The organism is Streptomyces sp. V4I8 (assembly GCF_041261225.1).
Lineage (GTDB): Bacteria > Actinomycetota > Actinomycetes > Streptomycetales > Streptomycetaceae > Streptomyces.
The window spans coordinates 9,492,720-9,507,245 of sequence record NZ_JBGCCN010000001.1 but is presented as its reverse complement, the minus strand read 5'-3'; the positions used below and the strand labels follow the sequence as shown (position 1 = coordinate 9,507,245).

Annotated in this window: 17 protein-coding genes; 6 read left to right on the top strand and 11 right to left on the bottom strand. The window is 71.5% G+C overall.

Translation table 11 applies throughout. The annotated features are described in order from the left end of the window. Position 1 precedes the first annotated feature (1 nt). On the bottom strand, positions 2–1,012 hold the full coding sequence (locus ABIE67_RS43220; protein ID WP_370267043.1) for a GlxA family transcriptional regulator: 1,011 nt from the start codon (positions 1,010–1,012) through the stop codon (positions 2–4). A 71-nt stretch (positions 1,013–1,083) separates the two neighbouring features. Here ABIE67_RS43220 and ABIE67_RS43215 point away from each other — a divergent pair, with 71 nt between their 5' ends. Continuing rightward, positions 1,084–2,034, top strand: a complete 951-nt coding sequence (locus ABIE67_RS43215; protein ID WP_370267042.1) for an NADP-dependent oxidoreductase — start codon at positions 1,084–1,086, stop codon at positions 2,032–2,034. 6 nt (positions 2,035–2,040) lie between these two features. On the opposite strand, the gene ABIE67_RS43210 is transcribed toward ABIE67_RS43215, so the two are convergent. Both ABIE67_RS43210 and ABIE67_RS43205 read right to left on the bottom strand, forming a co-directional pair. Further along, positions 2,041–3,147 (bottom strand): NAD(P)-dependent alcohol dehydrogenase, encoded by a 1,107-nt coding sequence (locus ABIE67_RS43210; protein WP_370267041.1) that lies wholly within the window; start codon positions 3,145–3,147, stop codon positions 2,041–2,043. A 25-nt stretch (positions 3,148–3,172) separates the two neighbouring features. Then, positions 3,173–4,624: an aldehyde dehydrogenase gene (locus ABIE67_RS43205; protein WP_370267040.1), complete on the bottom strand. Its 1,452-nt coding sequence runs from the start codon at positions 4,622–4,624 to the stop codon at positions 3,173–3,175. 103 nt (positions 4,625–4,727) lie between these two features. On the opposite strand from ABIE67_RS43205, the gene ABIE67_RS43200 reads away from it, so the two are divergent. Both ABIE67_RS43200 and ABIE67_RS43195 read left to right on the top strand, forming a co-directional pair. Further along, the gene (locus ABIE67_RS43200; protein ID WP_370267039.1) at positions 4,728–5,165 is read left to right on the top strand and encodes a MarR family winged helix-turn-helix transcriptional regulator; all 438 of its coding nucleotides are present in this window, start codon (positions 4,728–4,730) and stop codon (positions 5,163–5,165) included. A 175-nt stretch (positions 5,166–5,340) separates the two neighbouring features. Continuing rightward, entirely contained in the window at positions 5,341–5,721 is a 381-nt protein-coding gene (locus ABIE67_RS43195) for an anti-sigma factor antagonist (protein ID WP_370267038.1), read from the top strand. Between the two features lie 10 nt (positions 5,722–5,731). Here ABIE67_RS43195 and ABIE67_RS43190 read toward each other — a convergent pair whose 3' ends face one another. Beyond that, positions 5,732–6,685 carry a ribose-phosphate diphosphokinase gene (locus ABIE67_RS43190; RefSeq protein WP_370267036.1) on the bottom strand — a complete coding sequence of 318 codons (954 nt, stop codon included), beginning with the start codon at positions 6,683–6,685 and terminating at the stop codon, positions 5,732–5,734. A 215-nt stretch (positions 6,686–6,900) separates the two neighbouring features. On the opposite strand from ABIE67_RS43190, the gene ABIE67_RS43185 reads away from it, so the two are divergent. Continuing rightward, positions 6,901–7,563, top strand: a complete 663-nt coding sequence (locus ABIE67_RS43185; RefSeq protein ID WP_370267035.1) for a DUF4230 domain-containing protein — start codon at positions 6,901–6,903, stop codon at positions 7,561–7,563. A 22-nt stretch (positions 7,564–7,585) separates the two neighbouring features. On the opposite strand, the gene ABIE67_RS43180 is transcribed toward ABIE67_RS43185, so the two are convergent. Genes ABIE67_RS43180 through ABIE67_RS43155 form a run of 6 tightly spaced genes read right to left on the bottom strand, consistent with a single transcriptional unit; the run spans position 7,586 to position 11,316 of the window. Next, positions 7,586–9,346: a complex I subunit 5 family protein gene (locus tag ABIE67_RS43180; protein WP_370267033.1), complete on the bottom strand. Its 1,761-nt coding sequence runs from the start codon at positions 9,344–9,346 to the stop codon at positions 7,586–7,588. Beyond that, complete coding sequence (locus ABIE67_RS43175) at positions 9,346–9,693, bottom strand: sodium:proton antiporter (protein WP_370269503.1); 348 nt, start codon at positions 9,691–9,693, stop codon at positions 9,346–9,348. Before ABIE67_RS43175 ends, ABIE67_RS43180 begins: the two co-directional genes overlap by 1 nt. Before the next feature lie 10 nt (positions 9,694–9,703). Continuing rightward, positions 9,704–10,444, bottom strand: a complete 741-nt coding sequence (locus ABIE67_RS43170) for an MnhB domain-containing protein (RefSeq protein ID WP_370267032.1) — start codon at positions 10,442–10,444, stop codon at positions 9,704–9,706. Then, complete coding sequence (locus tag ABIE67_RS43165) at positions 10,441–10,692, bottom strand: hydrogenase subunit MbhD domain-containing protein (protein WP_048579029.1); 252 nt, start codon at positions 10,690–10,692, stop codon at positions 10,441–10,443. Before ABIE67_RS43165 ends, ABIE67_RS43170 begins: the two co-directional genes overlap by 4 nt. Further along, a complete protein-coding gene (locus ABIE67_RS43160; RefSeq protein ID WP_370267031.1) occupies positions 10,685–11,137 on the bottom strand; it encodes a monovalent cation/H+ antiporter complex subunit F in 453 nt (150 codons plus the stop codon). Before ABIE67_RS43160 ends, ABIE67_RS43165 begins: the two co-directional genes overlap by 8 nt. Next, positions 11,134–11,316 carry a hypothetical protein gene (locus tag ABIE67_RS43155; protein WP_370267030.1) on the bottom strand — a complete coding sequence of 61 codons (183 nt, stop codon included), beginning with the start codon at positions 11,314–11,316 and terminating at the stop codon, positions 11,134–11,136. The genes ABIE67_RS43160 and ABIE67_RS43155 overlap by 4 nt, the downstream gene beginning before the upstream one ends. Before the next feature lie 486 nt (positions 11,317–11,802). Here ABIE67_RS43155 and ABIE67_RS43150 point away from each other — a divergent pair, with 486 nt between their 5' ends. Continuing rightward, on the top strand, positions 11,803–12,285 hold the full coding sequence (locus ABIE67_RS43150; protein WP_370269498.1) for a VanZ family protein: 483 nt from the start codon (positions 11,803–11,805) through the stop codon (positions 12,283–12,285). Here ABIE67_RS43150 and ABIE67_RS43145 read toward each other — a convergent pair. After that, positions 12,282–13,058, bottom strand: coding sequence for a sulfite exporter TauE/SafE family protein (locus tag ABIE67_RS43145; protein ID WP_370267028.1), 777 nt, complete (start codon positions 13,056–13,058; stop codon positions 12,282–12,284). The genes ABIE67_RS43150 and ABIE67_RS43145 overlap by 4 nt on opposite strands. A gap of 215 nt (positions 13,059–13,273) precedes the next feature. Here ABIE67_RS43145 and ABIE67_RS43140 point away from each other — a divergent pair, with 215 nt between their 5' ends. Beyond that, on the top strand, positions 13,274–14,503 hold the full coding sequence (locus ABIE67_RS43140) for a family 16 glycosylhydrolase (RefSeq protein WP_370267027.1): 1,230 nt from the start codon (positions 13,274–13,276) through the stop codon (positions 14,501–14,503). Positions 14,504–14,526: the final 23 nt, after the last annotated feature.

Below are 14,526 nucleotides of genomic sequence, written 5' to 3'. Positions count from 1 at the left end.
GCTACCGATCGGCGGCCGCCTGGAACGTACGGCGATACGCCTGCGGTGACACCCCGATCGCGGCGTGCAGATGCTGGCGCAGGGAGGCTCCCGTGGCGAAGCCGACCTGCCCGGCGATCCGGTCCACCGGCAGATCGCTGGCCTCCAGCAGATGGCGGGCGCGGGCCACGCGCTGCTGGATCAGCCAGCGGCCGGGGCTGAGGCCGACCTCGTCGTGGAAGCGGCGGGCGAAGGTGCGCAGGCTCATCCGGGCGTGGGCGGCGAGGTCGGCCAGGGTGAGGGGTTCGCCCAGGTTCTCCAGGGCCCAGGCGCGGGTGGCGGCCGTATCGGCGGCTCCGCTCTCCGGGACGGGCTGCTCGATGTACTGGGCCTGGCCGCCGTCCCGGAAGGGGGGCACGACGCAGCGCCGGGCCACCGCGTTGGCCAGCCGGCCGCCGTGGTCGGTGCGGACGATGTGCAGGCAGACATCGATGCCGGAGGCGGCGCCGGCCGAGGTGAGGATCCGGCCGTCGTGGACGAAGAGGACGTCCGGGTCCAGGTCGATGTGCGGATACCGGCGCCGGAACAGGTCCGTCACATGCCAGTGCGTGGTGGCCTTCCGGCCGTCGAGGAGGCCCGCGGCGGCGAGGACGAAGGCGGCGGTGCAGATCGACACGATGCGCGCGTCCGGGCGGATCAGCGCGAGCGCGGCGGCGACCTCGGCCGGCAGCTCCGTGGGGATGTACGGGGGTGCCATGGAGGCGACCACCACGGTGTCGGCCGTGGCGAGGATCTCCGGGCCGCGCTGGACGCCGATCGTGAAGTCGGCGTTGCTGTGCACCGGCCGGCCGTCGACGCTGCAGGTCAGGACCTCGTACCGGCCGTCGGCGGCGCCGAAGATCCGGCTGGGGATGCCCAGCTCGAAGGGATAGACGCCGTCCAGGGCCAGCACCACGACCCGCTCGACCCGCTCCGGCTCGACCCGTTCCACCTGTCGGTCGACCTGTCGGTCCACCTGTGGTTCACCACGCATGGCACGATCCTATCGAAGGTTGGCAATCGTGCCATTTTCCGGAGCGGCGGCTCCCGGCAGGCTGTTTCACCATGAGCACTGTGAACACGATGCGAGCCATCAGCCAGGACGTCCTCGGCGGTCCCGAGGTCCTGAAGGAAGTGGAACTGGAGCGCCCGACGCCGCGCCCGAACGAGGTACTGGTCCGCCTACGCGCCGCCGGCGTCAACCCGACCGACTGGAAGCACCGCGCGACCGGCGGATTCCTGGGCGAGCCGCCCTTCGTCCTGGGCTGGGACGTCTCCGGAGTGGTCGAGGCGGTCGGCGTCGGTGTCGCCCGGTTCCAGCCCGGCGACGAGGTCTTCGGGATGCTGTCCTACCCGTTCGGCCACGGCTCGCACGCCGAGTACGTCACCGCCCCGGCCCGCACCTTCGCGCACAAGCCGGCCTCGCTGGACCACACGCAGGCGGGCGCCCTGCCCCTGGTCTCCCTCACCGCCTGGCAGGCCCTGGTCGAGTACGCCGACGTGCGGCCGGGGCAGCGGGTGCTGGTCCACGCGGCCGCCGGCGGGGTCGGGCACGTGGCCGTGCAGATCGCGAAGGCCCGGGGCGCGTACGTGATCGGCACGGCGAGTGCGGGCAAGCACGAGTTCCTGCGGAGCCTCGGCGCGGACGAGGTGATCGACTACCGGGAGACGGACTTCGCCGAGGCGGTGAAGGATGTGGACGTGGTGCTGGACACCCTGGGCGGCGAGACCTCCGTGCGCTCGCTGAAAGTGTTGCGTCCGGGCGGGCTCGTGGTCTCGATCCTGCCGGTCGGGTCGGACGAGTTCCACGAGGAGGCCGAGCGGCTCGGCGTACGGGCCGTACGGATGCTCGTGGACGCCTCCCACAGCGGCATGACGGCGATCGCGGAGCTGGTGGAGGCGGGGAAGCTGCGCCCCGCGATCGCCGGTACCTTCCCGCTGGCCGGTGTCGCCGAGGCACACGCCCTCGGCGACACCGGCCGGACCACGGGGAAGCTGGTCCTGCTGATGGACTGACCGCGGTCAGAAGGTCAGCACGGGCTTGATCGCCTTGCCCGCGCCCATGTCCCGCACCGCCTGGTCGATCTCCGCGAACGGATAGGTGCTGATCAGGCGGTGCAGCGGGAGCCGCCCCTCCTTCACCAGGCGGACCAGGGCGGGGATGAAGGTCTGCGTCTCGGCGTCGCCGAGGGTGAGACCGACGACCTGCTTGCCGCCGAGCAACCCGTTGACGTCCAGGGCGACCTCGGTGCCGAACGGCGGGGCGCCCACGACGACCAGGGTGCCGCGGGCGGCGAGCGCGTCAACGCCCTGGCGCAGGACTCCGACGTTGCCCGTGGTCTCGACGACGCCGTCGGCGCCCTGTCCGCCGGTGATCTGGGCCAGTGCCTCGCCGAGGTCGGCCTCGGCCGCGTTGACGGTGTGGGTGGCGCCCAACTCCTTGGCCAGCGACAAGCGTTCAGCGACTCGGTCGACGGCGACGATGTTGGTGGCGGGGGTCAGAGCGGCGGCCATGACGGCGGACAGGCCGACGGCTCCGGCGCCGAGGACGACGACCGTGCTGCCGGTGACCGGCTTCAGTACGTTCCAGACGGCGCCCACTCCGGTCTGCACGCCGCAGCCCAGCGGGGCGATCGAGGTGAGTGGTACCTCCGGGTCGACCTTCACCAGGCTGCGCTCGTCGACCAGCGCCAGCTCTGCGAAGGAGGACTGCCCGAAGAAGTGACCGCCGAGTTCCTCGCCGTCCCTGCTGATCGTGCTGGTGCCGTCGGCCCGGCGACCGCCGATCAGGTTCAGCGGCAGCCAGGTCGCGCAGTACGCCGGGTGCCCGCCGCGGCAGTTGCGGCAGTCGCCGCACGAGGTGAAGGACAGCACGACATGGTCGCCCGGCACGACGCCGGTGACGGCCGGGCCGACGGCCTCGACGACGCCCGCGCCTTCATGCCCGAGGACACCGGGCAGGGGGAAGGGCAGTCCGCCGCTCGCCACGCCCAGGTCGGTGTGACACAGGCCGGTCGCCACCATGCGGACGACGGCCTCGTGCGGTCCGGGCTGGGCGAGCTCCACGTCGGAGAGGGTGAAGGGTGCTCCGCCGGACTCGACGACGGCGGCGCGGGTGGGGAGGGACATCGTACGAACTCCTTGACGGGGGCGCTCAGTCGAGCGAGACGACGACGGACTTGGTCGTGGTGTAGGCGTCGAGCGCCTCGGGGCCGTACTCGCGGCCGAAGCCGGAGTCCTTGACGCCGCCGAAGGGGACCGCGGGGTCGAGCATCGCCCAGTCGTTGACCCAGACGATGCCGGCCTGGAGCCGGTCGGCGACCCGGTGGGCGCGGGCCAGACTGCCCGTCTGGACACCGGAGGCCAGACCGTACGGCGTGGAGTTGGCGAGCTCGACGGCCTCGTCCTCGGAGTCGAAGGGCTGGACGGTGAGGACCGGGCCGAAGATCTCCTCCTGGATCACGCGGGAGTCGTTCGGCAGGTCGGCGATCACGGTGGGCTTGTAGTAGTAGCCGCCGTCGAGGTCGAGCCGCTCACCACCGCAGACGATGCGGCCGCCCTCCTTGCGGGCCAGGTCGACGTACTCCTCGACCTTGCGCAGATGCCGCTCCCCCGCCATCGGGCCGACGACGGTCTCGGGCTTGCGCGGGTCGCCGAGCGGAACGCCGGGCACCGCCTCGGCGAGGATGCCGAGCAGCGTGCTGTAGACCGGGCGCGCCACCAGCAGCCGCGGTCCGCCCATGCAGAACTGCCCGGTGTTGAAGACGAAGCCCTTGATGACCGCGCCGACGGCCTTCTCCAGATCGGCGTCCTCGAAGACCACGTGGGCCGCGTTGCCGCCGAGCTCCATGGTCACGGGCTTGAGCGACTCCCCGGCGAGGGCCGCGACCTTCCTGCCGACCCCGGTCGAGCCGGTGAAGGCGACCTTGTCGACGCCGGGGTTGCGCAGCAGCGCCTCGCCGGCCGCGGGGCCGCCGGTCACGACGTTGACGACGCCGTCGGGGACACCGGCCCGCTTGAAGAGGTCGGCCATGTACAGGGCGCTGAGCGGGGTCTCCTCGGCCGGCTTGTGCACCACCGTGTTGCCCGCCGCGAGGGCCGGGGCGATCTTCGAGCCGGCCAGGATCAGCGGGAAGTTGTACGGGGTGATCGCCGCGACCACGCCGAGCGGCCGCCGCCGGACGTAGGCGAGGGCGTTCATGGGGGTGTCGCGGACGGAGCCGTCCAGGGCGTGGGCGAGGGCGGCGAAGTGCTCGTAGTCGTTGGCCGCGTTGGTCACGTCGACGGCGTGGGCGAGCGTGATCGGCTTGCCGACGTCACGGCTCTCCAGCTCGGCGATGGTGTCGGCGTTCTCCCGGATCAGCTCGGCGACCCGGTGCAGCACCCTGCCCCTCTCACGGCCGCTCAGCCCGGACCAGGCGCCGTTGTCGAAGGCGTCCCGCGCGGCGCGCACGGCCGCGTCCACGTCGGCGGCGCCGGCGTCCGCGACCGTGGTGAGGACCGCTCCGCGGGACGGGTCGACCACCTCAGTGCGGGCTCCGTCGGCGGCCTCGCGCCACCGGCCCCCGATGAACAAGCGGCCGGGTTCGATCTCGAAGGTGGTCATCGCCACTCCTCAGCTCCATCGCCAAGTTTTCAACCAACAGGATTCCTGTTGGTCCGCAGTCTCTTTACAGACAGGTTTCCTGTCAATGCTCTAGGCTGAACTCATGCTCGACACCCAGGTGACCAAGGCAGCTCCGTCGCTTCTCTACATGGTGAAGCAGGTGGAGCTGGTTGTGCGCTCCCACCTCGATGAGCTGGTCAAGCCGTCCGGGATCACCGCGCTCCAGTACACGGCCCTCACCGTCCTGGAGCGGCACGACGGGCTGTCGGCCGCACAACTGGCCCGCGACTCGTTCGTGACGGCTCAGTCGATCGCCGATCTCGTACGGTCCCTGGAGAACCGTGGGCTGGTGCGCCGGGAGCGCAATCCCCGCAACCGCCGGGAGCTGCTGATCCTGTTGACCGACGCCGGCCGTGAGCTGCTGACGCGCCACGCGGGGCCCGTGCGGGAGCTGGAGGAGCGGATGGTGCGGGACCTCACGGCCCACCAGGCCGAGCAGTTTCGCCAGGCCCTGACCAAGTCCTGGCACGCGTTGTCGTAGCGCGCCCCCCCCACATCTCGCGCCTCGCGCACATCCCCCCGCGAAGCGTCTGCCGCAATTCGAAGACATATGTCAATCGAACATGCTCAAATTCGCTCGTTCGAGGGTAACTTGCAGTGCGGGGACTGGATTTGAGCAACCCGCCGCAAGTGAGCAGGTCGGAGGCGATGTCGTCGTGCAGCAGGATCCTGCGCCGTTCAGTCGGCATCTGCGCGTCCACCGGCACCGGGGTCACACGGTGCTGGAGTTCCACGGCGAGATCGACATCGCCGCCGCGGTGGAGATCGCGCCGTATCTGGACCGGGTGACGGGGCACCCCGACGCCAGGATCGTGATCGACCTGCGCAGGATCGAGTTCTTCGACTGCTCCGGGCTGCGCCTGCTCTACCGGGCCCGTGGCCGGGCGCTCGACCACGGCGGGCAGCTGCACCTGGTCTGCACCCACCCGCTCACCCTGCGCGTCCTGAGGATCACCGGCCTGTCCCGGCTGCTGCCACCGCATCCGACGCTCGACGCGGCCCTGAACCAGCCGGAGGCCACGTCCGGCACGTTATGAGGCGCCTTGTCTATTCGGTTCCCGGCGCGTCGAACAGGGCGCTGACGGACTCCCCGTTGTGAATGCGGCGCACGGCCTCGGCGAGCGCCGGGGCGATGGACAGGATGCGCAGCTTCTCGGTGCGCTCCTCCGCCGGCACCGGCACGGTGTTGGTGCACACGATCTCCAGTACGTCGGGCTGCTCGCCGATCCGCTTCAGCGCGCCGGCCGCGAACAGGCCGTGCGTACAGGCGACGCGGATCGAGCGAGGCCCCATCTCCCGCAGCCGGTCGAGGAGTTCGAGGACCGTGCTGCCCTTGGCGATCTCGTCGTCGAGGACGATGACGTCCCGGTCGGTCACCTCGCCGATGACGGAGCTGATGGTGACCCGGTCGTCCGCGAACCGCTGTTTCGCGCCCGCGGCCACCTGGGCGCCGATCATCCGCGCGAAGGCGGCTGCCTCCTTGGCGTTGCCGAGGTCCGGCGAGACGACGGTCGTACGGGAGAGGTCGTACTGCCGGAAGTGCGCGGCGAGTTCGCGCAGCGCGTGCAGGTGGTCGACCGGCACCGTGAAGAAGCCGTGTACCTGCGGCGCGTGCAGGGTCATGGCGAGGACGCGGCTCGCGCCGGCCGCCACCATGAGGTCCGCGACGAGGCGGCCGCCGAGGGAGATGCGGGGCGCGTCCTTCTTGTCGGAGCGGGCGTAGGAGTAGTGCGGCATGACGACGGTGATCCGGCGGGCGGACGCCCCGCGTGCGGCGTCGCACATCAGCAGCAGTTCGACGAGGTGCTCCTGGACGGGCCGGACCAGGGGCTGGATCAGGTAGACGTCCCGTTCCCGGCAGTTGGCCTGAAGCTGCACCTCCAGGCAGTCGTTGGCGAACCGGCTGACCCGGGTGGGGCTGAGCGGCACCCCCAGGTGAGCGCAGACCTCCGCCGCCAGTTCGGGGTGGGCACTACCGCTGAACACGGCGATCTCTCGCACGATCCGCTCCTCGAATGATCATTCCGGTGGCCGACTCATGCTACTGACGTCAGCAGAAACGTTGCGGCTCACACGCGGGCGAGGACGGGGTGACGATGCCCGTGCTGACGCCAGTGCGCCCTTCCCGCTCCGGCAAGGGCCGGCAATCGGCCAACGGGCAGGTCCGGCAAGGGATTTGGGGGTACTTGGTTGAACAGGGAAGGAGGAACGTCGCCATGACGACTTCCATCAAGCGCGTCAACCAGCGCATGCCCGGCTGGGCGAAGGTGGTGAGCGCCCTGATCCTGGTGCTCGTCGTCTTCTTCGCCGGGATCCGGCTGAGTGTGATCCCCGGCCTCAAGGACCTGTTCGGCACCGAGACCAACGACCGTTCGGGTCCCGCACTGCTCCAGTCCATCCAGGACATGAGCCGCTACGACGCCGCGTCCGGCAACTTCCAGATCGTCGTGGATCTGGAGAAGGACGCCAAGTTCCTGCCCGACGCGATCCGCGGCACCCGCACGCTGTACGTCGGCGCGGGCACCGTGGACGCCTATGTCGACCTCGGAAAGGTCGGCGAGAACGACGTCACGGTCAATGACGACCGTACGTCCGCCACGCTCCGCCTGCCGCACGCCGCCCTCGGCAAGCCGGCTCTGGATCCCGACCGCTCCTACGCCGTCTCCAAGGAGCGCGGTCTCCTCGACCGCCTCGGCGATCTCTTCTCGGACAACCCGAACAGCGAACAGGCCGTGCAGCAGCTGGCGGTCCAGCACATCGGCGACGCGGCCGAGGAGAGCCGGCTGACGGCACGCGCCGAGACCAACACCACGGACATGCTCGAAGGCCTGCTGCACTCCCTCGGTTTCAAGGAGGTGAAGGTGACGTACGGGACCTGACCCTCCTGTCCGCCGGGTGAAGCTACGACAGCAGGCCCGGCGAGGCCAGCGCGCCCAGCACCGTGGCGCCCAGCAGCACCCAGGCCACGTAGTCCCCGACGTGCCCGGACTGCAGGCGCCGCAGCGGACGTGTCCCGTCCGGGGCGGCCAGTAGCCCCGGACGGGTGACGGCCAGGGCCGCGAGGCCCAGGGCCAGCGCGGTCGAGGCGAGGTCCAGGAGCACGCCGGCCGCGCTCCAGTGCGGTGCGGGGACCACGGCGCCGCCGGACCCGGCCTCGTTGACGGCGTGGGCCACGACCTCGCCGAAGCCGGGGGCCACGCCGACGGCGAGCGAGCCGGCGAGCAGCACGGCGGGGACCGCGGTCATGATGTCGGGGACGCGGCGGATCCGGTGCCGGGTCTCGGGGCGCTCACCGGCGCCGGTCGTCTCGTACTCCGTGTGTTCCTCGGGTGCGGGGCCGAGCCCGAGGAACACACGTGCGGCCACCCGCAGTACGGCCCCGGCGGTGACCGCGCTCGCGGCGACGTACAGCGCGACGAGCGGGCCGCCCACGGCCTCCTCCGTGACGGCCTTGCCGAACGCCGTGCCGAAGGGCGGGAGTCCGGCCAGTGCGAGCCCGGCCACGGCGAACAGCACGGCGACGCCCCGCAGTTCGCGGGCCCGGCCGTGCAGCGCGTGCTCGTCGACGGTGCCGTACCGGTCCAGGAGGATGCCCGTGCAGGCGAACAGGGCGGCCTTCACACCGGCGTGCCCGAGGACGTACAGCGCAACTCCGTCGTCGGCCTCGGGGGTCAGTACGCCGATGCCGATCAGGAACAGCCCGGTGTGGGCGACCGTCGAGTACGCGAGCAGCCGTTTGATGTGCCGCTGGTACCAGCACATGACCGCGCCGAGCGCCGCCGTCACCGCGCCGAGCACGAGGAGCACCCGTTCCAGGTCGGCGGGCGGGATGCCGCCGGGTCCGGCGAAGACGGTGCCGTACACGCGCCAGACGCCGTACACGCCGAGTTCGACCATGGCGCCCGACAGCAGCATGCACACGGGCGTGGGCGCGACGGCGTGGGCGTCCGGGAGCCAGAAGTGGAAGGGCACGGCGGCGGCCTTGACCAGCAGGCCGGTCAGCACGAGGACGAAGGCGGCGAGGACCAGCGCGTCCGGCGGGCCGTGCGCGTCGAGGCCGCGGCCGATCTGTGCCATGGCGAGCTCACCGGTGCGGGCGTAGAGCAGTCCGATGCCCATGAGCAGGGCGTACGCGCCGAGCGAGGTGACGATCCCGAAGGTCAGCGCGCCCTGCACGGCCTTGGCCTCCTCGACCCGGGTGCCGGTCAGCGCGTAGGCGACGACGCTCATCAGTTCGAACCACACGAACGCGTTGAACAGGTCGCCCGCGATCGCGAACCCGCACATGCCGGCCTGGAAGAGCAGCATCAGCGCGGGGAACGAACCGGCGTGCCGGCGCGGGGGTTCCTCGAAGTAGTGCCAGGAGTACGCCAGGGCCGCGAGCGTCAGCAGGGAGGCGAGGGCCGCCATGCCGAGCCCGGCGCCGTCCCCGACGAGGACGATGCCGACGCTGCGGCCGCCCTCGGGCGTCCAGCCGCCGACCCATTCGGTCATCGGCGGTGAGGAGTTCAGCGACAGCACGATCGCGAGCCCGGCCGTGCCCGCCGAGACGGCACAGCCCACGGACTCGGCGAGGACGCGGGGCACTCGGCGCCCGGCGGCGACGAGGAGGGCGGCTCCGAGAAGCGGTACGGCGACGAGCAGCGGCAGCAGGTCGTTCATCAGCCGCGCAGCTCGGTCAGTTCGTCGGGGTCGACCGTGCCGTGCCGCTTGGAGACCTGGATGACGAGCGCGAGCAGCAGGGCGGTGACGGTGGCGCCGACGACGACGTCCGTCAGGGCGAGGGCCTGGACGACCGGGTCGACTACGGGGCGTGAGCCGGGTTCGAGGTCGGAGAAGACGGGCGCGGTCGCGTCGTCGCGGTAGCCGACGGCCAGCAGCAGGACGTAGGTGGCGGACTGGCAGACGGACAGACAGCCCACGGCGTGGATCAGATTGCGGCTGGTGGCGAGGCCGTAGCAGCCGACGAGGAAGATCCATACGGCGACGAGGTACGGCAGGACATCCATCACGGCGCTCTCACTTCCCGCTGTCCTCCTCGATCTCGACGGCCTGGTCCAGGAAGCGGGCCAGCAGCACGACGACCGCGCAGGCGACCTCCATACCGATGGCCGCGTTCAGCAGCGGCACGGTGCCGCCGGAGGACAGGGTGTTGAACGTGCCGTACGGCAGCAGGGTGTTGGCCAGGAACGCCGTGCCGCCGATGAGGCCCGCGAGGCCGGTGACGACGTAGGCCGAGGCCGACACGGCGTCGCCGACCTCGTACAGGCCGACCGGGCGGACGCGTTCCAGGGCGTGGTAGTCGGCGCCGAGGTAGAGCAGGTGCAGGGCGGTCGCGGCGACGACGCCGCCCTGGAAGCCGCCGCCGGGGCTGAGCTGGCCGTGCGCGATGACATAGAGGCCGGTGGCCAGGGCGATCGGCAGGACGATCAGGGCGTAGCGGCGTACGGGCGGGGCCACGTCGGCGGGTTCGGGGCGGGCGCGGTGCTCGTCGCGGGTCTGCCGCAGCAGGACGACGCAGCCGACGACGGCCGCGAACAGGATGGTCATCTCGCCGAGGGTGTCGAAGGCGCGCTGGTCGAAGTTGACGGAGGCGATGGTGTTGGCGGTGTGCCGGGCGAGGGATTCACGGACCGCGCGGTCGCCGTACGGGTGGCTGTCGCCGCCGAAGTCCGGCAGCCGCAGACAGGCGGCGACGAGGAGCACGGCGAGGCCGGCGCCGCCGACGGCGACGAGCCCGAGCCGGGTGCGCGGGTTCATCGCTCACGCCCCTTGCGCCGCTTGACCTTGCGGACCGCCAGGAGCAGCAACAGCGGGGTGAGGGCACCGCCGACGGCCAGTTGCGACAGCGCGACGTCCGGTGCCTGCACCGCGGTGAACAGCACGGCGAGGACGACACCGAGGACGGCCAGTACGAGGGCCTGGCGTACGGGGTCGCGGACCAGTACGGCCACGGTCGCGGAGCCGGCGACCAGCAGCAGCGCGACGACGATGACCGCGTCAGCCACCGCGCACCCCCGCGATGCCGCCGGACAGCGCGCGGGTGGCGACGACGTTCCCGCCGATCAGCAGGGCGCCGACGAGGAGGAGCTTCGCCATCGCCCGGCTCGGTCCGGCCGCCACGCACAGCGCCAGGACCACGGCCGCGCCCAGTCCGGCGACGGCCCAGGTCACGCCCCAGGCGCGGGGCGGGTCGTCGGCGAGTTCAGCGGTCAGCAGGCGGGCGAAGACGAGGGTGCCGACGGGCCCGAGCAGGGCGAGGACCAGGGCGAGATCGAGGTAGGACGGGCGGTCGTATCCCTGGGCGAGCAGGAGCAGTCCGGGGCAGGCCAGTGCGGTGGACAGGTTCTGGGCCACGGCCCGGCGGCGCAGTGGTCCGGTGGCGACGCCCCAGAGAGTGGCGCCCACTCCCCCGCCGAGCACGACGGTCGCCGCGAGGAGCCAGCCGTTCATCGTCCGGTCACCGCCCGGCGTGCGGCTACGGCGGCGAGCGCGGCCACGCCGGCGACGCCCGCGCCGACCGCGAGCTCCAGCGTGTCCACGGTGGTGACGAGGACCAGCCACAGCAGGGCGAGCGCGGCCCACCAGGCCAGGAACTCGGCCGTGGCGAGCAGCGTCGTACGCCGGTCCATGCTGCGCCACCTCCGCGGGCCAGATGTCCGTTACTTCCGTTCCGCGTCATCCAAACACCGCCTCGGGGGACAGAGGTGGCGGCGCGCGGGCCTCCGCCCGGAGTGCCCCGACAGCGGGAGGGGAAACCGTGGGCGGCCGTCACCGGGAGGCTCACGGTGGGCATCTTGACGCGGTAGCGGGGTAATCGCCCTACCACAAAGGGAAGTTGAAGACTGGAGGACCGCATGGCCCGTGGAACCTCACGTTCGCGCGCCGCGTTGCACCCTGGCACTTCCAAGTCCGCGGGCGCCGCCAAGACGTCCGGGGGCGGCAAGTCCGCCGGCGGGGGCAAGCCGGCGGGCGGAGGCAAGTCCGCCACCGGCTCGAAGTCCCGCAGCACCGCCAAGTCCCCGAGCGGCTCGAAGTCCCGGGGCGCCGGCAAGTCCGAGCGCAACGCCAAGTCCGAGGGCGGGACGGGAGGGGCCTCGCGCCCCGGGCGTCATCCCCTGCGCTTCCTCGCCCGTCTCCTGGCGATGGTGTGCGCGTTCGCGTTCATGGTCGCCTTCGCCGTCGTCCTGGCGAAGCTCACCCTGCAGCCCTCTCCCGCGTCGGAGGCCCTGACGCACACCAACCTGCATCCGGGCCGTTCGCTGCGGGCCTATCTGGACCAGCCCGAACTGCGCGACGCCGTCCGGCAGATCGGGGGCAATGTGCTGCTGGGCGTTCCGTTCGGCGTCCTGGTGCCCGTCGTCGCCCCGAAGACGCGTGGCGTCCTGCGGGTGCTCCTGCTGACGGCGACCGTCATGCTCCTCGTCGAGTTCGCCCAGGGCGCCTTGGTCACGGGGCGCGCCTTCGACATCGACGACGTCATCCTGAACACCTCCGGAGCTCTGATCGGCTACCTCCTGCTGGGGCGGCGGCTGAGCCGCGCGGTGCACGCGCGCGGGTCTCGCTCCGAGAAGGAACAGGACCTCTCCGACAGCGCCTAGCGCAGCACCAACTGGACGATGGCCACCGTGCCGACCACCACGATGAACGCGCGCAGAACGGCAGCGGGCAGGCGGCGGCCCACGGTGGCCCCGAGATGGCCGCCGACCGCGGAGCCGACCGCGAGGAGGGCCACGGCCGTCCAGTCGAAGTCCGCGACGACGAGGAAGAAGAGGGCGGCGACGGAGTTGACCACGGCGACGAGCACGTTCTTGACCGCGGTGAGGCGTTGCAGGCCGTCGTCGAGGAGCATGCCCATCAGGGCGACGTAGATGATGCCCTGGGCAGCGGAGAAGTAGCCGCCGTAGACGCTGGCCAGGGTCAGTCCGACGAGCAGCAGGGGGCCGCCGTCGGGGCGCACGGACCTCCCCTTCCGTGCCCGGCGATCACGCAGCCTCCTGCTGATCAGCGGCTGAAGGGCGACCAGCACGAGGGCGAGCCCCACCAGGACCGGCACGATCCGCTCGAACGCCGAGGCGGGCAGCGCGAGGAGCAGCGCGGCTCCGGTGAGCCCGCCGAGCGCGGCGCCGGCGCTCCACTTCAGGACGTGGCGGCGCCGGCCGCGGAGTTCCGCGCGGTACCCGATGGCTCCGCTGATCGAGCCCGGGATCAGCCCGAGCGCGTTGGAGACCGTGGCGGTGACGGGCGGCAGGCCCGTGGCGAGCAGCACCGGAAACGAGATCAGCGTCCCCGATCCCACGGCGGCGTTGACGGCTCCGGCGGCCGTGCCCGCGCCCAGGATCGCGAGCAGTTCACCGAGGTGTGCGGCGTTCATGGTGTGAAGCCTAGGAATCCAACGCTTCGGCGGCGGACGAACGATGGTGACGACATCGCGCCCAGCCCGTGGGCATGCGCGAGATGGCCGACTTCTGGTCCGTACCAAGGTATTGACGCCCTCTTATCTCACTCCTTAAATCAAATGGCGACACCTTCACCCCCCACCTCGGCCGGCGCACCCGTGCATCGGGGCGCCGTGTGGAAGGGAGCACGATGGCCTCCCCACGCCTGCTCCGTACGTGTCTGCTCGCCGCCCTGTCGGCTGTTCTGGTCGCGTCCGCCGCGATCGGCCCCGCGCAGGCGGAACCGCCGGACGTCGGGGCTGCCGCCGTGACGTTCTCGGATTCCTTCGACGGGCCCGCGGGCGCCGCGGCCGACTCGTCGAAGTGGCAGATCGAGACCGGCGACAACGTCAACAACCACGAGCGGCAGTACTACACCTCGGGCAACAAGAACGCGGCCCTGGACGGCCAGGGCCATCTGGTGATCACGGCCCGACGTGAGAACCCCGCCAACTACCAGTGCTGGTACGGCACTTGCCAGTACACCTCGGCCCGGCTGAACACCGCCGGGAAGTTCACCGCCCAGTACGGGCACGTCGAGGCGCGGCTGAAGGTGCCGCGCGGGCAGGGCATGTGGCCCGCGTTCTGGATGCTCGGCACGCCGGTCAACTGGCCGGACTCGGGCGAGATCGACATCATGGAGAACGTCGGCTTCGAGCCGTCGACCGTGCACGGCACGATCCACGGCCCCGGCTACTCCGGGTCGGGCGGCATAGGGGCCGCCTACTCCCTCCCGACCGGGCAGGCCTTCGCCGACGCCTTCCACACCTTCGCCATCGACTGGGCGCCCGACTCGATCACCTGGTCCGTGGACGGGAACGTCTATCAGCGGCGCACACCCGCCGACCTCGGCGGCCGCACATGGGTGTTCGACAAGCCGTACTTCCTGATCCTGAACCTCGCTGTCGGCGGCTACTGGCCCGGCGATCCGGACGGCTCCACGGTCTTTCCGCAGCAACTGGTGGTGGACCACGTCTCGGTGACCACCGGCGACAGCCCCACCGGCGGCACGATCAGAGGGCCGGCCGGAAAGTGTGTGGACGTGGCCGGGGCAAACTCCGCCAATGGCACGCCCGTCCAGCTCTACGACTGCAACGGCACGGCCGCCCAGCGCTGGACCGTGGGCTCGGACGGCACGCTCCGCGCCCTCGGCAAGTGCCTGGACGCCACGGGCAACGGCACCGCGGACGGCACGACGGTCCAGCTGTGGGACTGCACGGGCGGCCCCAACCAGAGATGGACCGTCACCGCGGCACACGACATCGTCAACCCGCAGGCCGACAAGTGCCTCGACGTGACCGGCAACAGCACGGCCAACGGCACCCGGCTGCAGCTTTGGACCTGCACGGGGGGCGGCAACCAGAAGTGGACCGTCGGCTGACCCGGCCGGCCGTCCAGGGCGAC